This window comes from Actinoallomurus bryophytorum (assembly GCF_006716425.1).
GTDB classification, from domain to species: Bacteria; Actinomycetota; Actinomycetes; order Streptosporangiales; family Streptosporangiaceae; genus Actinoallomurus; species Actinoallomurus bryophytorum.
The window spans coordinates 469350-491541 of sequence record NZ_VFOZ01000002.1 but is presented as its reverse complement, the minus strand read 5'-3'; the positions used below and the strand labels follow the sequence as shown (position 1 = coordinate 491541).

The 22192-nt window shown below is 70.1% G+C and carries 15 protein-coding genes; 12 read left to right on the top strand and 3 right to left on the bottom strand.

The features are described 5' to 3' along the window. Nucleotides 1–59: 59 nt before the first annotated feature. The gene (locus tag FB559_RS38415) at nt 60–953 is read left to right on the top strand and encodes a carbohydrate kinase family protein (protein ID WP_185792673.1); all 894 of its coding nucleotides are present in this window, start codon (nt 60–62) and stop codon (nt 951–953) included. 45 nt (nt 954–998) lie between these two features. Here the strand turns inward: FB559_RS38415 and FB559_RS45965 are convergent, their stop codons facing one another. Together FB559_RS45965 and FB559_RS38405 are read right to left on the bottom strand one after the other, a co-directional pair. Further along, entirely contained in the window at nt 999–3398 is a 2400-nt protein-coding gene (locus FB559_RS45965; protein WP_141962523.1) for a ricin-type beta-trefoil lectin domain protein, read from the bottom strand. Between the two features lie 305 nt (nt 3399–3703). Beyond that, on the bottom strand, nt 3704–4483 hold the full coding sequence (locus FB559_RS38405; RefSeq protein WP_221640647.1) for a FadR/GntR family transcriptional regulator: 780 nt from the start codon (nt 4481–4483) through the stop codon (nt 3704–3706). Between the two features lie 402 nt (nt 4484–4885). Between FB559_RS38405 and FB559_RS38400 the strand changes: the two genes are divergently transcribed. The 6 genes from FB559_RS38400 to FB559_RS38380 all read left to right on the top strand — a co-directional run bounded on the left by FB559_RS38400 (nt 4886) and on the right by FB559_RS38380 (nt 12122). After that, the gene (locus FB559_RS38400; protein ID WP_141962522.1) at nt 4886–6277 is read left to right on the top strand and encodes an ABC transporter substrate-binding protein; all 1392 of its coding nucleotides are present in this window, start codon (nt 4886–4888) and stop codon (nt 6275–6277) included. Then, the gene (locus FB559_RS38395; RefSeq protein ID WP_221640646.1) at nt 6274–7191 is read left to right on the top strand and encodes a carbohydrate ABC transporter permease; all 918 of its coding nucleotides are present in this window, start codon (nt 6274–6276) and stop codon (nt 7189–7191) included. Before FB559_RS38400 ends, FB559_RS38395 begins: the two co-directional genes overlap by 4 nt. Next, a complete protein-coding gene (locus FB559_RS38390) occupies nt 7181–8125 on the top strand; it encodes a carbohydrate ABC transporter permease (RefSeq protein ID WP_221640645.1) in 945 nt (314 codons plus the stop codon). The genes FB559_RS38395 and FB559_RS38390 overlap by 11 nt, the downstream gene beginning before the upstream one ends. A gap of 76 nt (nt 8126–8201) precedes the next feature. Continuing rightward, entirely contained in the window at nt 8202–10133 is a 1932-nt protein-coding gene (locus FB559_RS44325) for a DUF8034 domain-containing protein (protein WP_185792672.1), read from the top strand. Continuing rightward, a complete protein-coding gene (locus tag FB559_RS44320; RefSeq protein ID WP_185792671.1) occupies nt 10130–10987 on the top strand; it encodes an amidohydrolase family protein in 858 nt (285 codons plus the stop codon). Before FB559_RS44325 ends, FB559_RS44320 begins: the two co-directional genes overlap by 4 nt. Before the next feature lie 94 nt (nt 10988–11081). After that, the gene (locus tag FB559_RS38380; RefSeq protein WP_185792670.1) at nt 11082–12122 is read left to right on the top strand and encodes a zinc-dependent alcohol dehydrogenase; all 1041 of its coding nucleotides are present in this window, start codon (nt 11082–11084) and stop codon (nt 12120–12122) included. A gap of 40 nt (nt 12123–12162) precedes the next feature. Here the strand turns inward: FB559_RS38380 and FB559_RS38375 are convergent, their stop codons facing one another. Then, a complete protein-coding gene (locus FB559_RS38375) occupies nt 12163–13179 on the bottom strand; it encodes a LacI family DNA-binding transcriptional regulator (RefSeq protein WP_141962520.1) in 1017 nt (338 codons plus the stop codon). Nucleotides 13180–13730: 551 nt separating this feature from the next. Between FB559_RS38375 and FB559_RS38370 the strand changes: the two genes are divergently transcribed. From FB559_RS38370 to FB559_RS38350, 5 genes are all read left to right on the top strand, one after another. Then, complete coding sequence (locus FB559_RS38370) at nt 13731–15560, top strand: RICIN domain-containing protein (protein WP_141962519.1); 1830 nt, start codon at nt 13731–13733, stop codon at nt 15558–15560. 96 nt (nt 15561–15656) lie between these two features. Further along, complete coding sequence (locus FB559_RS38365; RefSeq protein WP_221640644.1) at nt 15657–17093, top strand: arabinofuranosidase catalytic domain-containing protein; 1437 nt, start codon at nt 15657–15659, stop codon at nt 17091–17093. Nucleotides 17094–17180: 87 nt separating this feature from the next. Then, nucleotides 17181–19166 carry an alpha-L-fucosidase gene (locus FB559_RS45960; RefSeq protein ID WP_141962517.1) on the top strand — a complete coding sequence of 662 codons (1986 nt, stop codon included), beginning with the start codon at nt 17181–17183 and terminating at the stop codon, nt 19164–19166. 20 nt (nt 19167–19186) lie between these two features. Further along, nucleotides 19187–20653 (top strand): glycoside hydrolase family 10 protein, encoded by a 1467-nt coding sequence (locus FB559_RS38355; protein WP_141962516.1) that lies wholly within the window; start codon nt 19187–19189, stop codon nt 20651–20653. A gap of 9 nt (nt 20654–20662) precedes the next feature. Next, on the top strand, nt 20663–22192 hold the full coding sequence (locus tag FB559_RS38350; RefSeq protein WP_141962515.1) for an arabinofuranosidase catalytic domain-containing protein: 1530 nt from the start codon (nt 20663–20665) through the stop codon (nt 22190–22192).

Below are 22192 nucleotides of genomic sequence, written 5' to 3'. Positions count from 1 at the left end.
CGGCCGATGGTGGCCACCGGGCAGCGGCGCGGAGGGTCCGTGGCGGAGAGGAGGGGTCCGTGCTGCTCATCGTCGGTGAGGCCATCGTGGCCTACCAGCGTGATCTGGGTGCTGACGGCGCCGACACCGGGCAGCCGTATACCGGCCCCTGGGCCAGCGGCGCTCCCGCCATCGCGGCGTACGTCGCCGCCCGCCTCGGCGTCGACACGCGGTTCGTCGGCGGCGTCGGCGCGGACGATGGCGGGCAGGTGATGAGGCACGCGTTCGAACGCGCCGGCGTGGGGCTGGAGCATCTGGGGGAGTACTCCGGTCTGCGGACGGCCACCGTGCGCATCACCTATCGCGGCGACTCGAACCGCGAGTTCGACTTCGACGTGCGCGGCACGGCCGCGACCGCCGTACGCGGGGCCGACCTGGGCGGGCTGCCGGAGCGTGCCGGGTGGGTGCACCTGTCCGGCTCGGCGCTGGCCTTCGGTGATCCGCTGGCCTCGGCCGCGCTGGCCGCCTTCGACCGTGCCCGGCGGGCGGGGGCACGTACCTCTCTGGACCCGAACGTACGCCTGGAGGTGCTGGGCGAGGACGCGAGGCTGGCACTCGTCGAGGCCATCGGCCGCGCGGACGTCCTGCTGCCGAGCGAGGGGGAGATGGAAGCGCTCGGCCTGGAGGCCGGCCGGTTCGCCGAGGCGGGCGCGACGGTGTGCACGACGTACGGGCCCGGCGGTGTCGAGGTGCGCGAGCGCGGCCGTAGGACGCGAGTGGACGCGCTGCCGGTCGAGGTGGTGGACGCCGACGGCGCGGGTGACACGTTCGCGGCGGCCTTCATCGCCGCCAGCCTCACCGGCGCCTCCCCGGTCGAGGCGGCCGGCGCGGGCGTACGCGTCGCGGCGCACGCGATCGGTGTCGAGGGACCGATGACGGTCACGCCGGACCCGAGGCTGCTGGACGGCCGGTGAGTGCCCGGCCGCCCGCAGCGCTGTCCCCTGGCAGCTCCTAGGACCCTAGGTGCGAGACCACTTCTGGTTGCTCTGACCGTTGCAGGTCCAAAGCTCGACACCGGTGCCGTTGGCGGTGCCCTGGCCGGTGACGTCCAGGCAGAGGCCCGACTCGACTCCGGTGACCGTGCCGTCGGAGTTCAGCCGCCACTGCTGGTTCGTCCCGCCGTTGCAGGTCCAGATCTCCACCTGGGTACCCGAGGTGGTGGCGTGATCGGGAACGTCGAGGCATTTGGCGCCGCCGTACACGGTCAGCCGGCCACTGGTGGTCGAGGTCCACTGCTGGTTGGCGTTGCCGTTGCAGTCCCAGATCTGCGGGTGGGTGCCGTCGGTCTGAGTGGCGTTAGGGACGTCCAGGCACCGGTTGGAGCCGGCACCCCGCAGCACACCGGTGGAGCCCGTACCTCCGCTGCCCGACTGGATGCCCGCGGACGCGATCACCGACTGCGCGCCCGAGGGCCAGTTGCCGTTGCTGACGGCGACGTTCCCGGAGACGGTGTTTCCGCGGTCGCCGTTCGTGAGGTTGGTCCCACCGTTGCTGTACCAGTTGCCGGTCAGCGTGATGGTGCCGGTGTTGTTGTTGCCGTTGGCGTTCTCGACGGCCCAGGTGCCGCCGGTGGAGGAGAACACGTTGCCGGTGGCGGCGTAGTACCGGGAGCCCTCGTCGAAGTACAGGCCGAAGTAGCCGTTGGTCCGCAGGCAGTAGTTGCCGCTGATCACTCCGTTGGGGTTCGCGGACAGGGTGTAGATGCATCCGCCGTCGTTCATCTGCTGCATGACGTCGTGCACGTAGTTGCCGGTGACCCTGTCGCCCGACTCGGTCGTGGCGGTGCTGTAGCGCGGCTGGTAGTTGTACAGCCCGCGGTTCGCGTAGTCGTTGCTGCCGCCGGCGTCGTTGGCGCCCCAGCCGTAGCCGACCGCGATGCCGGAGTAGGGCATGTTGTAGACCTCGTTGTGGCTGATCGTGGCATTGGTGACGTAGGTGGTCAGGAACGACACGATGCCCCGGTAGTCCAGGCCGACGTCGTGCACGAGGTTGTCGCCGATGGTGATGTCGTGGTCGGTCATGCGCTGGTCGCTGGGGTGGTGCGCGTCGGCCTGCACGCCGCCGGCCACGATCGCGCCGGCGGCGTCGCCGGTGAAGGTGGACCCGGTGACGGTGATGTAGCTCGCGCCCAGGCCGACTCCGGTGGCGTGGGCGTTGGCGTCATTGCCGATACCCAGCGCGGTCTGGCCGAGGTTGGTGAACTGGTCGCCGCTGAAGGTGATGTGGGCGGCCGCGGAGACCTGCACCGCACCGGGCATCTGGCTCCAGCCCGGCCGGCCGGCCTCGAACTGGGTGCAGCCGGACTGGCAGGAGCCGAACGTGGGCCATGACCGGCTCCCGCTGAGGTAGGCGCCGGTCTGCTGGTCGGCGAAACCCTGGGAGCCGCTGGGGCCGAGCCAGCTCGTCCCGGTGAAGGTGATGCCGGAGAAGGAGATGTCGTGCGCGGGCGAGCCGTAGGTGCCGCCGACGTCGACAAGGGACTGGAGCAGCGGGAACTCCACGTTCGTGCTGCTCATGTTCTGCCCGGACCGCGGGATGTAGTACAGGGTGCCGTCGGACGTGTCGTCGTACCACTCGCCGGGCGAGTCGAGGAACTCGTAGGCGTTCTCCAGGTACAGAGGGCCGGCCCGGAACGGGCTGGTGAGGGTGTCGTACCCGAACGCGTTGTTGTTCCAGGCCGGCTGCTGCATCGTCAGGAGGCCGCTTCCGATGCTCTGCACCGGTGAGTACCGGTCGGTGAACGAGCCGATGCCCTCGACCTCGACGCGGTTCTGGTGCGCCAGGTTGTTCAGGTAGTTCAGGGCGGAGTTGGTGAACCTCAGCCCGGTGCCACTGGCCGTGAAGTCCGAGCGGTTCACGGCGGTACGGGCACGCGTGGCCTCGACGCCGCCGACGTAGAGCTGCCGGGTGTCGAGCCCGGCGCCGACGCTCGCCTTCCAGATGTTCTTGGAGGAGTCGGCGAGACTCCATCCCGTGACCGCCTTCGCACCCGTGATCACCGGATGTGCCGACGGGGCGGCCTGCCACAGGACGGTGTGACCGCCCGTGCCGGAGTCGGCCGAGGTGAACTTGAGCGGTGCGGTCTGCCGGTACACACCGTCGGCCAGCTGCACGACGAGGTCACCGGACATCGAGGCGTTCTGCGAGCGGACCGCCGCCTGCGCCCCCGCCAGTGAGCACGGCTGCGCGGACGAGCAGGCGCTGCCGGTGCCGGACGGGGACGCGTAGACGGTGGTGGTGGCCGCCGAGGCGGACGCCGCCGGGACGGCGAGGGCGAAACCGGCGGCCAGCATGACCGCGGCGGCCCGGGCCGCGGCGAGCGACCTGCGACCGCCGAACCGGGATGAGGACCAGGACATGGACGGGGACCTCCCTGACCGGGGGACGGGCGTCGCTCATCGACCTTCCGGGGCGGAGGTCGAATCGATTCGCCCTCGTTCGAGCGGATGGTACGACCGGGGATGCCGCCGGTCAATGATCGGTGAGCATGCGAACTCGCCGAGCCGATCCGTCATCGCCGTTGACCCTGCATGTTCCGATGTCGCGACTCCGAGGCACGGTGGTCGTGACGCGCCGGTGTTTTCACGGCGTTGGAGTCGAATCGGTTCCCTAACGAGGTCGAACCGCGGAGTGTCCAGGCGCCCGCCCGGTGGCGGGGACGGGATCAGCCGAACACGCGGCGCTGGATCTCCCGGCGGTAGTCCTCGAGGGTCTTGTCGAGATGAACGCCGGCGGCACCGGCCGCCGCCTCTGGATCGCCGTCCCGGATCGCCTGGTAGATCGCGGTGTGCTCCTCGATCGCCTCCGCCGCGTGACCGCCGACCGTGCCGTGCAGGCCGATCGTGCTGGACTGACGTTGCAGGCGGCGGGCCTCGCGTACGGCGGCGAGGAGGAACGGGTTGTGGGAGGCGGCGGCGACGCCGACGTGGAAGTCGTCGTCGCCGCGGTCGAACATGCCGGCCTCCCCGGTCAGATGACCCTGCCGGCACAGCTCGGCGGCGGTCTCGATGGCGCGCAGCTCGGCCGGGGTCGCGCGGGTCGCGGCGAGCCGGCTGGCGGCGGTCTCCTGAACCCTGCGGAACTCGAACAGCATGTACACGTGGTCGAGGTCGGTCGGCAGGAAGAAGCCTTCCCAGCGCGACGAGCCCAGCATTCCCTCATCGTCGGCGACGTAAAGCCCGCGGCCCTTCTGCGCGCGTACCCGGCCGATCGCGGAAAGGATCTTGATGGCTTCGCGTACGACCGTCCGGCTGGTGCCCAGCCGCGCGGCCAGGTCGTTCTCGGTGGGCATCCGATCACCAGGGTGCAGCCGTAGCTCGGCGATGAGCTGGAGGATCTGCTCGGCCACCAGCTCGTAGCGCGGCCGGTACGGCCCGGTCCGCTGCGTGCCGTCCCGCTCCAGCACCGGCGCGTCGGCCGCGTCCGGGATGGGCGTGCCGTCCAACAGACTGCCTCCTTCGTCACGGTCCACACGGAGAGTATGACCGCTTCTCGCGTCTCAGATGAGCCTACGTCTTAGCTCATCCGTCCCGGAGATGAGTATGAACCATATGGCATCGGAAATCGGTTTAAAAGGGGCATCTAGGGCGTAACGTCCCGTATGGAGGCTTGGGTGTCCGTAACACATTCGTCAAAAAGGTAGGGTTCATCCTCTTGACTCGACGGCGCTCCGGCGCTGTCATGGGGGGCCAATGGCAGCCGTTCAGCTGCGGGCGGTGGCGACATCGTCGAACGACGCCGCCTGAGTCCCGTGCCCGGGGCTCCCGCGATTGGTCCGACACATCCGTCCCCTAACTCCTTCGCCCCCGGCCCCCCAGCGGGCGCCATGACGCCAGTGGAGTAGCTCATGACAGTGAAGGTCCGCGCCGACGGCGCGAGGAGATCAGGCAAGGGCCGCAGCCGCGCCGCACTCATGGCCCTGAGCGGTGTGCTCGCCCTGTCGGCCGTCGCGGCCTGCGGCGGCCACGACGGCGGTGGCGCCCGCGGCGGTACGACGGGCGCCCAGGGTGACTTCAAGCAGGCGCCGCAGTCCGACGGGCCGCTGACCATCTGGGTCGACGCGACGCGCCTGGCCGCCGCGAAGCTCTACCAGAAGACCCATCCCACGGTGAAGCTGAACATCGTCAGTTATGACGGCGACGCCGACGGGTCCCACTACCTGCAGACCAAGGTCAGCCTGTTCAACCGCACCCGCAAGGGCTGGCCTGACGTGGTCTTCAGCACCCAGAACAACGAGACCTCCTGGGCGGTTCCGGCGGGCTTCACCGCCCCGTTGAACAAGGGACTGATCGCGCAGTCCGCGCTGTCGGGATGGGCCCACGGCGCGGGCGACCCGTGCACGGTCAACGGCACGCTGTACTGCCTGCGCAACGACCTGGCCCAGACCGTGCTCTGGTACAACGACTCCCTCATGAAGAAGTGGGGCTACCAGGTCCCCGCGACCTGGGAGGACTACGAGGCGCTCGGCAAGAAGGTGGCCACCGAGCATCCCGGTTACCTGGTCGGCTCCGCCGGTGACAACTTCACGCCGGAGATCTACATGTGGGCGAGCAAGTGCGGCGCCAACCAGATCACCGGTCCCAAGGCCGTCACCGTGAACACCACGAGCGCGAACTGCTCCCGCATGGCCACCCTCCTGGACACCCTGGTCAAGAACCGGACGATGTCGAAGAGCAGCGTGTTCAGCTCCGACTTCGACAAGAACCAGGCCGGAAAGATCCTCATGCTGCCCGGTCCGTCGTGGTTCGGCGGCGCGCTGTTCGAGGGCACCTTCAAGACCCCCAAGGGCCAGGTCGCGGTCGCCCCGATGCCCCAGTGGTCCGGCGACCCGACTCCCACCGTCGGCAACGTCGGCGGCGGCACCTGGCTGCTGTCGGCGCACAGCGCACACCTGAAGGCCGCCACCGACTTCCTCACCTGGGTCACGACCGCGAACGACTACCAGGGCCAGGTCGCCCCCGGCTACCCGGCGTACGCGCCTGCGGCAAAGGTCTGGCTGGCGAACCAGGCCTCCTCCCACTACTACGCGAACGACATCGCCGCGCCGCTCCAGGCCGCGGCCGGTCAGGTGTGGTCCGGCTGGGGTTACGGGCAGTTCAGCCAGGAGTCGATCTGGGCCGCCACCGTCACTCCGGGCATGACCGGGGGCAAGCCCATCGTCTCGCTGCTCCCGGCGTGGCAGAAGGCGATCGTCAACTACGCCCGCTCCGACGGGTACCAGGTGAAGGTCGGCCCGTGAGCATCCTGACCATCCGCGGCGGCCGGGCCGGGACACACGCCGCGCGACGCCGGTGGTGGCCCGGCCGCGCCGGGCACGGTTTCGTCGCTCCGTACGTCGTGCTGCTGATCGCGTTCGGCGTCGTGCCGACCGGCTACGCGATCGACTTCGCCTTCACCGACGCGAGCGGGCGCTTCGCGGGCCTGTCCAACTTCACCGCCGCGGCGGCCGACTTCCGGTTCGCCTCGGCCGCCGCCCACGTGGCGCTCTACCTCCTCTTCTGGCTGGTCTCGCTCGTGGTGCTCGTCGTCGGGCTCGCGCTGTTGCTGCACAACCTTGCCGCACGCGGGGTCGGCAAGGCCCTCCGCTTTCTCTACTACCTCCCCGGCGCACTGGCCGGGGCGGCCAGCGTGATGGTCTGGCTGTTCATGCTCGACCCGACGGTGAGCCCGGCCGGATTCCTGCTGCGCGCCCTCGGCCTCGACACCTTCGGCCAGGTCATCGCGCCCGGGCACCTGCCGTTCGTGCTCACCGCCATCGCGTTCTGGACCGGTGCGGGCGGCTGGATCGTGGTGATGTACGGGGCGCTGAACAACATCTCCCCGGAGCTGATGGAGGCGGCGCGGATCGACGGGGCGGGGCCCTGGCAGATCGCCCGGCGCGTCCAGATCCCCCTGCTCCGCAAGTGGATCGTCTACATGGTGATCCTCGCCTTCGCCGTGGGCGCCCAGCTGTTCGTCGAACCCCAGCTGCTGTCGCAGGCGAGCAACGGGGTGGCCGGCCGGGACTACTCGCTGAACCAGCTCTCCTACGACTTCGCCTTCCAGAACAACGACCTGGGCACCGCCGCGGCCGTCTCCGTCGTGCTGCTGGTGGTCACCCTCGCGGTCGCGGTCGTGTTCGTCGTCAAGTCGGGGTTCTTCGATGCCGGCTGACACCCGGCGGCCGACCGCCCGCATCCATGAAGGCGCCGCACGGACGCCGGTGAGCCGGCCGCGGCGCACCACCCGTCAGCGAATGCCCAGCCCGGTACGCGCCCTGGTGCTCACCGCGTTCCTGCTCTTCTTCGCGGTCCCGGTGCTGTGGCTCGTGCTGGCCGCCACCAAGACCGACGACCAGCTCGTACGCGGCAATCCGCTCTCCTTCGGGTCCTGGAGCGCGCTGCGGCACAACTGGGACGCGCTGACCGCGTACCAGAGCGACGCCATCTTCCTGTGGCTGCGCAACTCCGCGGTGTACTCCTCCCTGGCCCTCGTGATCACTTTGGCCGTGACGATCCCCGCCGGGTACGCGCTGGCGATGACGGAGTTCCGCGGCCGGCGCCCGCTGCTGGTGGCGACCCTCGTCGTGATGCTGATGCCGAACGCGACGCTGGTGGTGCCGCTCTTCCTGGAGATCAACGCGGTGCACCTGGTCGGCTCGACGTGGTCCGTCGTCCTGCCGTACTCCTTCTACCCCTTCGGGGTGTACCTGACCTACATCTACTTCAGCACCGCGGTGCCGAAGGAACTGCTGGCCGCCGCGAGGATCGACGGCTGCTCGGAGTTCGGCGCGTTCCGCCGTATCGCGCTCCCGCTGGCCGCACCGGTCATCGCCCTGGTCGGCTTCTTCAGCTTCGTAGCGAACTGGACCAACTACTTCCTGCCCTATGTTCTGCTGCCCGAAAGCGACCAGTTCCCGGTCCAGGTTGGGCTGGGCACGCTGCTCAGCAACGTCCCGCAGTTCAACCCGACCGCCGGCACTCTCGCGGTCGAGCGTCCCGAGCTCGCGCTGGCCACCCTGCTGGCGATCATCCCGGTGCTCGTCGTCTTCCTCTTCTCGCAGCGCTTCCTGGTCGCCGGAATGCTCGCCGGCGCGACGAAGGGCTGACCGGCCCGCCGCCCACCCGCCCGAGGGCCGCAGCGCAGCGCGCTCTGGAGCGCCCCTGGAATGGAGATCTCCCCGGATGCATCCCGTCATCACGGCATCGGTACCGCTGCTCGAGCCGCCGGGCTGGGCGATAGCGCAGCGGGAGCTGTTCGGCCTGCTCGACCACGCCTGGCGCCGGTTCGCGCGCGACTTCACCGGACCGGACGGGCGGTTGCTGTACAACGACCGGCTGACCTCGCGGGACGGTGTGGACGACTTCTACGAGACGTTCTTCAACTGGCCCCAGCTGTACCTGCTCGGCGGCGCCGACGACCTGCTCACCGCGTCCGAGCGCCACTGGGAGGGCGTCACCCGCCAGCTCACCGAGCTCGGCATGCTGCACGAGGAGTACGAGCGCGGCTACGACTGGTTCCACCAGGGCGAGAGCCTGCTGCTCTTCTACTTCCTGTGCATGGCGGCGCCCGAACGCTGGACCGCGCGGGCCTTGCGATTCGCCGATCTCTACGTCGATCCTGCGTGCGGCAACTACGACCCCGAGCACCGCGTCATCCGCCGTCCGCACAACGGCGGCGACCCACGGCGGGAAGGGCTGTTCGACGGTGCGAACTACCCCTGGCTGCCGAAGGAGGCCGAGATGTACGGCTTCCCGCTGGAGTGGGTGCTGCCGCCAGGCGCCCCCGAGCCTGAGCGCGAGCACGACCCGAGGCTGGGCGAGGAGATGCGAGCCCGGATGGGCACCGGCGACACGGCGGTGAACCTGGCCGCGTCCGGGCTGGTCCTCAACGCGCTGATCCTCTCCGGCGAGCGGCGCTACCGCGACTGGATCGCCACCTACGTCGGCGCGTGGCGGGAGCGTGCCGCCGCGAACGGCGGGATCGTGCCGGACAACGTCGCGCCGGACGGCACCGTCGGCGGACTGCTGGAGGGCCGCTGGTACGGCGGGCTCTACGGCTGGTCGTGGCCGCACGGCTGGTACAGCGTCGGGCACGCCGCGATGGTCGCCGCGCTGGCCGGCGCCGCCGCCACCGGTGACGACTCCTTCCTCGACCTGGTCCGCCCCGCCCTGGACGAGATCATCGGCCACGGCAGGGTCATGGCGTTCGCCGAGGCCGACTCCAGCATCCGGTCCAAGTGGGTCGCCCAGCTCGGCGAGGACGTGGACACCCCGACCCTGCACGTGCCGTTCCGGTACGGGGACCAGGGGTGGTTCGACTACAACCCGATGCTCATGGCGGTGCCCACCGCGCTGTGGCACCATTCGGCCTCCGCCGCCGACCGGGAGCGCATCGAACGGCTGCGCGCGGCCGCCGGCTACGACTGGCGTACGGTGCGGGCCTTCCGTAGCAAGGAGGAGGCCGGGCACGAGGAGCCCTGGTTCGCCTTCCTCGCCGGCGACGATCCCGGTTACCCCGAGCGGATCCTCGCCGCCGCGCAGGCCCAGGTCCGGCACCGGCTGGGCCGCATGGACCGCTATCGCGGCCGGGACGTGCCCGAGGCCGACATCCACGTGTGGCAGCAGTCGAACCCGGTGGTGACCGAGGCACTGGTGCAGCTGACCTGGGGCGGCCCGCAGGTCATCTACAACGGCGGCCTGCAGCAGGCGCGCGTGCGCTACCACGACGCCGACGCCCGGCGTCCCGGGCTGCCGCCCTCGGTCGCGGCTCTGGTGTCCCGCATCGACCCGGAGGCGACCGTCGTCGACCTGGTCAACCTCGATCCGGAGGCCACGCGCCGTGTCGTCGTGCAGGCCGGGGCGTTCGCCGAGCACACCATCCGCACTGCCGGGCACACCGTCTGTACCGATCCGTCCTGGACCGGCGACCTGTACGACTACGGGCACGGCCGGCCGGCGGTGACCTCCGGCGAGGTGCGCGTCGACGGGCCCTGGCTCCTCGTCGAGCTGCCGCGTTCGACCCGTGTCCGCCTGACGCTCCGGCTCGACCTGCGCACCCGCACGCCCTCCTACCGGACGCCGTTCGACTCGCCGTCCGCCGGAGGCGACTCGTGAGGCTCCTCGACTCCCACGTCCATTTCTGGGACCCACGGCATCTGACCTATCCCTGGCTCGCGGAGGTCCCGCCGCTGAACCGCGCCTTCACCCCCGAGGACCTCGCCGCGCAGCGCCCCGAACCCGTGGACGTCGTCTTCGTCGAGGCCGGTCGGGCCGCCCACCAGGCGGGTGCCGAGATCGACCATGTCCGCCGCGCGGCCCGGCACCGGCCATGGATCCGCGGCGTCGTCGCGCACGCCGATCTGGAGGACCCCGCGCGCGCCCGGCCGGTGATCCGCGCCTACGCCGGCGACCCCTTCGTCGTCGGGGTGCGCCGCAACGTCCAGGACGAGGCCGCGGGCTTCACCGCCGCCGGCGGCTTCCGCGCCGGCGTGCGCCTCCTCGGCGACGCCGGGCTGCCCTTCGACGCCTGCGTGCGCGCGCACCAGCTGCCGGAGCTCGCCGAACTGGCGGCGGCCTGCCCGCGGACCACGATCGTCCTGGACCATCTCGGCAAGCCATCACCTCCGGGCGATTCGTCGTGGGGACAGGCCCTGCGCAGGCTGGCGCGGCACGACAACGTCGTCTGCAAGCTCTCGGGCCTGGCCACCGAGGCCGCCCCCGGCACCGCGCGATCGCTCGTCGCCGCGACGCTGCGCGAGGCCCTGCAGATCTTCGGTCCCGGCCGGTGCCTGTACGGCAGCGACTGGCCGGTGATGACCCTGGCAACGGACTACGGCTCCTGGCTGGAGCTCGTCCGCGCCGTGCTCGCCGCACACGCGCCCGAGGCGGCCGACGCCGTCCTGTACGGCAACGCGGCCCGGATCTACCAGGTGGCCCCCGCGACCCCCTTAACCCCGAACGGAACATGAGAGGACCCGCCGTGACACGTCCAGCCCAGCCCGGCCGTCGCGAAGTTCCTTGCCCCCCGCACCACGCGCTCCCGGCCGGCGGGGGAGAGCCCGCGTGACCGCACGACGCGTCACCTACCTCGGAGTCCGGCGGCTGGCGCTCGACACCGCCGGAGCCGCCCCGCCGCCGCCCGGCCACGTCCGCGTCGACGTGGCCTACACCGGGATCGGCGACACCGACCTGCACATCTTCCGCGGCGACATGGACGACAGGGTCGAGCCCCCGCAGGTGATCGGGCACGAGATGTCCGGCCGGATCGCGCAGGTCGGCGACGGCGCGGGCGACTGGCGGCCGGGGGACCCCGTCACGGTCATGCCGTGGGTGCCCTGCCGGGACTGCCCGGCCTGCCGGGTGGGCCACACGCACATCTGCCACCGTCTGGTCTTCCTGGGCGTCGACGCTCCCGGATCCCTGCAGAACACCTGGACCGTGCCCGCCGCCACCCTCGTGCGCGTGCCGCATGACCTGCGCCTGGACCACGCCGCACTGGCCGAGCCCACCGCCGTGGCCGTGCACGACGTACGACGCGCTCGGGTGCGGCCGGGGGAGAAGGCGCTCGTGGTCGGCGGCGGCCCGATCGGCCTGCTCGTCGCGATCGTCGCCCGCCGGTTCGGGGCCGACGTCCTGGTGGCGGAACCCGATCCGTACCGCAGGTTCGTGGCCGAGGGACTCGGCCTCTCCGCACTCGACCCGGACGACGGCATCGCCGAGGCCATGGCGCGGTGGACCGATGGGGCGGGCGCGGCCGTCGCCTTCGAGGTGTCCGGCGCCGCGGCCGGGGTGACCACCGCGGCCGGCGCGCTGGCCACCCGTGGTCGCATGGTCCAGGGGACCGGCCACCCGGCACCCCGCGAGGTCAGCCTGCACGATTTCTTCTGGCGCGAGCTCACCCTGCTCGGTGCCCGCCTGTACGACCGGGGTGACTTCGAGACCGCCGTGGGGCTGATCGCCGAGGACGAGATCCCCGCCGGGCCGCTGATCTCCCGGATCGAACCGCTCGACCGCAGCGCACAGGCTTTCGCGGCGCTCGAGTCCGGTGCGGCCGTCATGAAGGTCCTCATCGACTGCGGGGCGGATGGAGAGGCGGAGGCGTGATGAGCCCGACCGCGTGCCTGGTCCTGAACGGCTTTCGCGATCAGCGCGGCGCGGGCGCCGGTCCGGTGCTGTCGCGCAGAGAGATCGGCGGGACGAGCAGATGTTGCTTGGGCGCGGCGTCCGGATCGGCGATGCGCTCGGTGAGGAAGTCCACGGCGGTGGCCGCCATCTCCTGAGCGGGCAGGTCCGCCGCGGTGAGCGTGGGATGGAACTGCTCGGCCCAGAACCGTGCGGCGACTCCGGCGATCGAGAATCCGCGCGGGACCTGCAGCCCGGAGCGCATCAGCGCTCGCTGGACTCCGGGCAGCGCCGCCTCGTTGACCGTCGCCGCGGCCGTGACGTCCGGCCTGCTCCGCAGGATCGCTTCGACGCAGGCCTCGCCGGCTTGGGCGTCGTCGGCGCACGGGTACTCGAAACCCTCGACACCCCGGCGCGTGGTCGCCGCCACGAAGCCCTCGTGCGCCCGGCACGCGGGGCCGTAGCCGGAGGCGATCAACTCGGCCGACCGGTTGATCAGCGCGATGTGGCGGTGCCCGAGGTCGGCGAGATGGTCGACACACCGGCCGATCAGCGCCGCGAAATCCACATCGATCCAGCTCATCCCCTCCGGCCGGGCGGTGCGGCCGATGGTGACGAACGGCAGGTTCAGCCGTTGCAGCCGGGTGACACGGGGATCGTCCAGGCGGATCTCCATGAGGATCACGCCGTCCACCCGGTGCTCGGTGGTGATCCGCTCGAAGGAGCGGTCGTGGTCGCCGCCGGAGGGGGACAGCAGCACGTCGAGGTCGGCGCGGGCCGCGGCGTCCATGACGCCGGCGACGAAGTCGAGCTGCATGAACGTCAGCCGGCCCCGTGCCGGGGGGATGACAAGGCCGATCGTGCGGGTCCGGCCTTCCCGCAGGGCCCGTGCGGCGGCGTTGGGGCGGTAGCCGAGCTCGTCGATGACCGCCTGGATGCGCTGCCGGGTCGCCTCGGAGACCGCACGCTTGCCGCTCAGCGCGTAGGACACGGTGCTGGGCGACACCCCCGAGCGGCGGGCGATCTCCCCGATGTTCATCGAACTCCTTCGCGACGCGGGTGCGGCCGACCGCAGGCCGTCGCGACCGGTGAAGGGCGGAGTGAGTTAGTCGAATCGTTTCGCAGCTGACCGGAGTATATCGAGGTGGGCGTTCTCCGGCAATCGAAGCCGTCCGGTGTCCGGACCTGCGTCGGCGCGCGGGGAACGGGGCGTGGCTGAAACCCTCCCGTCCGCTGTTTTCACGGCCTGCGGTGGGGCTATGTGCGCCTGAGCAGTGCCGACTCCGTCGGTACGGACCGGCGTCGCCGACGGCGCGTAACCCGCCATTGACCGCCCCTCAATGCAGTCGTAACATCCGGTCGAACCGATTCGCCAATCGATTCGACTCATCCCGTACGTACCGTCATCGCCCCCCGACGGTGGCGCGTCCCCCCGCCCGCCCCCGCGCACGTACCGCTCCCTCCGAGTGCTCTCCACCCTCACCGGCGAACCGGTCGAGGACACGGCAGTGGCGCCCGCGAACGGCATGGCCGCGGTCCGATCCCCGCCCCATCGCTTCCGGATGACCCCCCGGACCGGAGGAACGATCGATGAGTATGAGAGCACGGCTCGGCCGCCTGGCGGCGCTGGGCGCGATGGTCCTGGCACTGGCGATCCCCGTCACGGTGAGCGCTCCGAGCGCCTCGGCCGCCGAGTCGATGAGCGTGAACCTGGCCGCGACACGAGGTCCGGCGACCGGAGTCGGCGAAGGTTTCCTGTACGGCTTCAACCAGGACGGCTCGCAACCACCTGACCAGTACCTGGCACCGCTCCACCCCAACGCGTACCGCGGCGGCGGGCACGCGACCCGAGGGTGGATCGGCGACGGCTACCGGTACGGTTCCGGCACGCAGACGGACGTCAGCGCGGTGATCTCGCAGGCCAAGCGCCTCACCCAGGCGCCGTACAACGCCGAGTTCCAGGTGATCGTGAGCGATCTCTACGGCGTGGACGGGGGCCAGCCGTCGAACACGACGTACCCCTGTGACAACGGCGACTGCTCCAACTGGGTCGCCTTCGTCGACGCGACGGTGGGCGCGCTCCAGGCCTCCGGGCTCCCGTTCGCCTACGACATCTACAACGAGCCGGACATCTCCGTCTTCTGGAAGCGGGGAGTGAACAGCACCCAGTACTTCCAGATGTGGGACACCGCCTACCGGGAGATCCGGCGCATCGCGCCGAACGCCAAGATCGTCGGACCGTCACTCGCCTTCACCCCGCAGGGGAACCCGGGGGAGTGGCAGACGTGGCTGGCGCACGTCAAGAGCGCCGGCACGGTGCCCGACGAGATCACCAACCACGACGAGGGCGACGTCGACGACCCGGTGACCGTGTCGCAGGCGATCAACAGCGACCTGGACGCGGCCGGCATCTCACGCCGTCCCCTGTCGGCGAACGAGTACCAGCCCGCGGACCGGCAGACCGCCGGCGTGACGGCCTGGTACCTCGCCCGCTTCGCCCAGTCCGGCTATACCAACGCGATGCGCGGCAACTGGGTCTGCTGCCTGATCCCCAACCTCACCGGGATCCTCGGCGTGAACGGCAGCAGCTACACGACCACCGGTAACTGGTGGGCGTTCCGCACGTACGCCGACCTCACCGGCAGCCTGGTCTCCACGTCCGGGCAGACCGGGAGCACGGCGATCTCCGCCGCCGAGGACAGCACGAACAAGCGGGCCGTCGCCGTCATCGGGGACTCGAACGGCTACACCGGCAGCGCGTCCGTGACGTTCAACGGCCTGTCGTCGGTGCCCTGGCTGGCGAACAACGGCAGCGTCAACGTCACCGTGTACCGGATCCCGGACCAGTCGTCACTGAGCTCGCGGCAGGTCGTCTACGACCAGAACGTGAGCGCCTCCGGCGGCTCCATCACGGTGCCCGTCACCTTCCAGGCCTCACATGACGCGTTCGGCATCTATCTGACCCCCGCGCAGTCGGGCGGGGGCGGCTTCCCGAGCGGCTACCACCAGCTCGTCGTGGGCAACAACGGCCTGTGCGTGGACGTGCACGGCAACTCCTCCGCGGCCGGCGCGGCGATCGGTCAGTGGACCTGCAACGGTCAGTCGAACCAGCAGTTCCAGTTCCTGCCGGGGTCGAACGGCTACGGCGAACTGCAGGCACAGAGCTCCGGTCAGGTGGTGGCCGTGGCGAACGGGTCCACGACGGCCGGTACGCCGGACATCGTGCAACAGGCCCGGAACGGGTCGGCGAGCAGCATGTGGAGACCGCTCCAGCAGTCCGACGGCTCCTATGAGTTCCAGAACGGCAACAGCGGGCTGTGCCTGGACGTCTACGGGGGCGGCAGCACCCTGGACCAGCAGCTGGACCAGTGGCAGTGCAAGGGCGCGCCCGGCACCAACCAGGACTTCACCCCCCGCTGACCCTTCCCCGACCTGACGGCATCTTCGAACGGAGGTAGTTCCATGTCCGTGGTCTCTGCCACTCGATGGCGAACCCGGCCGATCGCCTTAATGCTGATGGCCCTGGCTCTGGCGATGTTCACCCTCGGCACCCCGGCGTCCACACCCGCCGCCTCGGCGGCGTCGTCACTGCCGTGTGACGTCTACGCGGCGGGTGGCACGCCGTGTGCGGCGGCGCACAGCATGACCCGTGCGTTGTTCACGTCCTACAACGGGTCGCTCTACCAGATCAAGCGTTCCTCCGACGGGCAGTCCCGCGACGTCGGCCTCCTGTCGGCGGGCGGCTATGTCGACGCGGCCCCGCAGGTCTCGTTCTGCGCGAACACCTCCTGCACGGTCACGAAGATCTATGACCAGACCAGCAACCACAACGACCTGCCGATCTCCTGGGGCGGCTACTGGAAGGGCCCCGGGCCGAACGGCGCGGACGTCGGCGCGGACGCGATGGCGCTGCCGGTGACGGTGGGCGGGCACCCGGCGTACGGGATCAAGGTCACGCCGGGCGTCGGCTACCGCATCGACCACGCGGCGGGTGTGCCGACCGGCTCCCAGCCCGAGGGCATCTACATGGTGACCTCGTCGAACTACGTCAACCAGTGGTGCTGCTTCGACTACGGCAGCGGCGAGAACTCCCACACCGACACCGGCAACGCGACGATGAACGCGATCGAGTGGGGCACCGCGTGCTGGTTCGGCGGGTGCACGGGTTCCGGGCCGTGGGTGGAGGCCGACCTGGAGAACGGGATGTACCACACCGGGTCCGGCTCCAACAAGGACGCGAACAACTCGGGAGTGCACTTCCCGTTCGTCAGCGCGTGGGAGAAGAACAACGGCACGAGTAACTTCACGCTGAAATATGGAAACGCCGCCAGCGGCGGGCTGACGACGCCGTACTCGGGCGCCCTGCCGAACGGTTACTCGCCGATGAAGGTCGACAGCTCGCTCCTGCTGGGCACCGGCGGTGACAACAGCGTCAGCGGTGTCGGCGAGTTCTTCGAGGGCGCCATCACGAAGGGCTACCCCTCCGACTCGACCGAGAACGCGGTGCAGAGCAGCATCACGGCGGCCGCGTACGGATCGGGCGGCGGCTCCGGCTCCCGTACCGGTGCGCTGCGCGCGGTGGGGGCGGGCCGGTGCCTGGACGTGCCGAACGCGAGCGCGACTCCGGGTGTTCAGGTGCAGATCTATGACTGTTCGGGTGGTTCGAACCAGACCTGGACCATGAGCTCTTCGGGTCAGTTGTCGGTCAGCAGCGGCGGGGCGACGCTGTGCCTGGACGCGTACAACAACCAGACGTCTTCAGGGACGAAGGTGGAGACGTGGACGTGTAACGGGGCGTCCAACCAGCAGTGGCGGCTGAACTCCAACGGCACGGTCACGGGCGTGCAGTCGGGGTTGTGCCTGGACGTGACCAGCGCGGGCACCGCCAACGGCTCCCTGGTGGAGCTGTGGACCTGCAACGGCCAGTCGAACCAGCAGTGGACCCTCGGCTGACCCTTCCGTAACGCACGTCAAGTGCCGGCGGGCGGGTGCGAACGACCCGCCCGCCGGCGTCGACCCCGCCCTGAGAGGTTCCCCGCCATGTCCACCTCATCGTCACCGTTCCAGCTGAGCCGTCGTACGCTGCTCGCCTCGGCCGGGCTGACCGCCGCCGCGAGCCTGCTGTGGGTCCGCGACGCCAAGGCCACCGCCGGCCCGAGCAGCTACACCGCGAGCTGGGCGTCGGTCGACCAGCACCCACCGGCCCCCGAGTGGTACCAGGACGCCAAGTTCGGCATCTACTACCACTGGGGCGTCTTCAGCGTCCCCGCCTTCGGCAACGAGTGGTATCCGCGGAACATGTACATCTCGGGCTCGGCCGAGAACAGCCACCACATCGCGACCTACGGCGATCCGTCGGCGTGGCCGTACCACAACTTCATCAACGGAGCCAACGACAAGGCCGGCCGCTACGTGCAGTTCGCGCCGAAGCCGTCCTCGGCCGGCGGCAGCTGGGACCCGAGCGCGTGGGCGCAGCTGTTCGCCGACGCCGGCGCGAAGTTCGCGGGGCCGGTGGCCGAGCACCACGACGGCTTCTCGATGTGGAACAGCACGGCGAACGAGTGGAACTCCGTCAACAAGGGTCCCCGGCTGGACCTGCTGCGCCTGCACGCGGACGCGATCCGCGCCAAGGGCATGAAGCTGTACGTCTCCCTGCACCACGCGTACCACTTCAACGGCTACTACGACCACGTCCCGGCCCAGTCGACGACCACGCTCAAGAAGCTGTACGGCCAGCTGGGCAGCAGCGCGGAGAACCAGCTGTGGTACGACAAGCTCAAGGAGGTGATCGACGGTTACCAGCCCGACGTCATCTACCAGGACTTCGACCTCAACCTGGTGCAGGAGTCCCAGCGGCTGAACTTCCTGTCGTACTACTACAACAAGGCCGTCGCCTGGAACAAGGACGTCGTCGCCACCTACAAGGACGGCTTCGACAACTTGGGCGAGGTCTATGACTTCGAGCGCGGCGGACCGGGCGGCCTGCAGTCCCCGTACTGGCAGACCGACGACAGTGTCTCCAGCTCCAGCTGGTGCTACACCGCCGGCATCGGCTACTACTCGACCAAGGCGATGCTGCACGCGCTGCTGGACCGGGTCAGCAAGAACGGCACCATGGTGCTCAACATCGCCCCGATGGCCGACGGCACGATCCCCTCCGGACAGCAGACGATCCTGCGCGGCATCGGGGACTACCTGGGGCGGTTCGGTGAGTCCGTCTACGCCACCCGGGCCTGGGACGCCTACGGCGAGGGCCCGACGCAGATGGGCGGCGGCTCCTTCACCACGCCGCGCGAGGGTACGAGCCAGGACATCCGGTTCACCCGCAGCAAGGACAGCACGGTGCTGTACGCGACCGTGCTGGGCTGGCCGGGCAGCACGCTGAACATCACCACCCTCGCCTCCGGCCGGATCAACCTGGGCACCCTGAGCTCGGTGCGGCTCCTCGGCGCCACGGCCGGGTCGTACACCGACCTGCCGAACCGCAGCCAGGACGGGTCGGGCCTGCACGTCTCGATGCCCTCGTCCGCGCCGTACAGCGCCCTCGCGTACGTGGTCAAGCTGACCTTCTCCGGTGCCATCCCCACCCTGGGCGGCGGAGGCGGCACCATCACCGGCTGGGTGCGGATCGCCAACGTCACGAGCGGCCTGGTGCTGGACGGCGGCGGCAACGTGGCCTCGGGGTCCGTGCTCAAGCAGTGGAACTACGACGGCAGCACCAACCTGCAGTGGCAGCTGGTCGACCTGGGCAGCGGCTACTACCGCATCGTCAACCGGACCAACGGCATGGTCGCCGACAGCTGGGGCAACACCGCCAACGGCGCGAGCTGCCTGCAGGCCGCCTGGAACGGCGGCAACAACCAGCAGTGGCGGCTGAACAGCGTCGGCAGCGGCCGCTACCAGATCATCAACCGGGGGACCGGCACGTCCCTGGACGGCGCGGGCAGCACCACTGCCGGCGCGACGACCGTCCTCTGGGCGCCGAACTCCAACACCAACAACGAATGGACCATCACCGGAGCCTGACCGGCAGAGGAGGGTGAGACATGACGACGAGGAAGAGTCAGATCAGACCGGGCAGGCGCTTCGGTCTGGTCACCGCCGCGGTGCTCGCGATGGTCGTGGCGCTCTGCACGACGACGCCGGCCGGGGCGGCGACGACGCTGCGCGGGCTGGCCGAGGCGAAGGGCCGTTACTTCGGCACCGCCCTGACCCGGAGCGACCTGAGCAACGGGTCAGAGACGAGCATCGCCGGGACCCAGTTCGACATGGTGACCCCGGGCAACGAGATGAAGTGGGACACCACCGAACCCTCGAACGGGAGCTACAACTTCGGGCCCGGCGACCAGATCGTCTCCTTCGCCCAGTCCCGCAGCATGCGGGTACGCGGGCACAACCTGGTCTGGCACGCCCAGCTCCCCGGCTGGGTGACCAGCCTGCCACTGAGCCAGGTGCAGGGCGCGATGGAGTCCCACATCACCACCGAGGCCACGCACTACCGCGGCAAGCTGTACGCCTGGGACGTGGTCAACGAGCCGTTCAACGAGGACGGCACCCTGCGCCATGACGTGTTCTACAACGCGATGGGCACGAACTACATCGCGGACGCGCTGCGTACGGCGCACGCCGCGGACCCGGACGCGAAGCTGTACCTGAACGACTACAACATCGAGGGCCAGAACGCCAAGAGCAACGGCATGTACTCCCTGGCGCAGTCGCTGCTGTCCCAGGGCGTGCCGCTGAACGGCATCGGGCTCGAAAGCCACTTCATCGTCGGCCAGGTGCCCTCCTCCCTGCAGGCGAACATGCAGCGGTTCGTGGCCCTCGGGCTGGACGTGGCGGTCACGGAGCTGGACGACCGCATCCAGCTGCCGGCCTCCAGCTCGGCCCTCCAGCAGCAGGCCACCGACTACGGCAACGTCGTCAAGGCGTGCCTCGCGGTCTCCCGCTGCGTGGGCGTCTCCCAGTGGGGCGTCGACGACGGGCACTCCTGGATCGGCGGCACCTTCCCTGGGTACGGCGCCGCGACCATGTACGACGCCGGCTACCAGCCCAAGCCCGCCTACAACGCCACCGTCACCGCCCTCGGCGGCTCCTCCGGCGGTGGTGGCGGTACCGGTAGTGGTGCGCTGCGTGCCGTGGGGGCGGGCCGGTGCCTGGACGTGCCGAACGCGAGCGCGACTCCGGGTGTTCAGGTGCAGATCTATGACTGTTCGGGTGGTTCGAACCAGTCCTGGACCTTGAGCTCTTCGGGTCAGTTGTCGGTCAGCAGCGGCGGGGCGACGCTGTGCCTGGACGCGTATGACAACCAGACGTCCGCGGGGACGAAGGTGGAGACGTGGACGTGTAACGGCGCGGCGAACCAGCAGTGGCGGCTGAACTCCAACGGCACGGTGACCGGGGTGCAGTCCGGGCTGTGCCTGGACGTGACCAGCGGCGCCACCGCCAACGGCTCCCTGGTGGAGCTGTGGACCTGCAACGGCCAGTCCAACCAGCAGTGGACCCTGGGCTAAGGAGCAGACATGCGACTCTCGAATGTTCGCCTCACGGGCCGGCGGTGCTCACCGGCGGCCGTCGCGGCGACCGTGCTCGCGGTGCTGGTGACCGTGGTCATATGGGTGACGCCGGCGTCGGCGGCCGGCACCGGCCCGTGCGACATCTACGCCTCGGGCGGCACGCCCTGTGTCGCCGCGCACAGCACCACCCGCGCGCTGTACGGCGCGTACGGCGGCAACCTCTACCAGGTCCGGCGCGCCTCCGACAACACGACGCGGGACGTCGGCCTGCTCAGCACCGGCGGCGTCGCCAACGCCGCCGTGCAGGACTCGTTCTGCACCGGCACCACCTGCGTCGTCACCGTTGTGTACGACCAGTCCGGGCACGGGAACGACCTGTGGTACCAGGGCTCGAGCCAGGTGCCCGGGTCCAGCCAGAGCAGCCCGGCGAAGGCGACCTCGGAGTCACTGACGGTCGGCGGCCACAAGGCGTACTCGCTCTACATCAACCCCGGCAACAGCTACTGGCGGGACGGCCACCTGACGGGTGTCCCGACCGGCAGCGCGCCCGAGGGCGAGTACATGGTGACCAGCGGCACGCACGTCAACGGCGGCTGCTGCTTCGACTACGGCAACAGCGAGACGACCCGGAAGGCCGACAACGCCGGCGCGATGGACGCGATCAACTTCAGCACCTCGTGCTGGTTCGGCGGCTGCTCCGGAAACGGGCCCTGGGTCCAGGCCGACCTGGAATGGGGCCTGTATCCGGGCGGCAGCCAGTCCTGGAACTCCGCCCAGCGCGCCTTCACCAACCCCTATGTCACGGCGACGCTGAAGAACAACGGCACATCCCGCTTCGCCCTCAAGGGCAGCAGCGCGCAGTCCGGCGGCCTGACCACCTTGTGGGACGGTTCGCTGCCCAGCGGCTACAGCCCCATGCGCAAACAGGGCGCGATCGTCCTCGGTAGCGGCGGCGACTGCTGCAAGCCCGGCGGTGGCGCGAACCTCAGCGCCGGCACGTTCTACGAGGGCGCCATGGTCGCGGGCTACCCGTCCGACGCCACCGAGAACGCGGTCCAGGCCAACATCACGGCCGCCGGCTACGGCTCCGGCGGAAGCAGCGGCGGCTTCCCCAGTGGCAACCACCAGCTGGCCGGCACCAACGGGTTGTGCCTGGACGTGTACGGGGACTCCTCGGCGTCGGGCGCGGCGATCGACCAGTGGACCTGCAACGGCCAGTCCAACCAGCAGTTCACGTTCGTGCCCGGCTCGAACGGCTACGGCGAGCTGCAGGCGCAGCACTCGGGCCAGGTCGTCGCGGTGGCGAACAACGCGACGGCGTCCGGGACACCGGACATCGTGCAGCAGACACGGAGCGGATCCTCGGGCAGCATGTGGAAGCCATTGCAGCAGTCCGACGGGTCCTGGGAGTTCCAGAACGCGGGCAGCGGCCTGTGCCTGGACGTCTACAACGCGAGCGGCACCCTGGGCCAGCAGCTCGACCAGTGGCCGTGCAAGAACGCCCCCGGCACCAACCAGGACTTCTCTCCCCGCTGA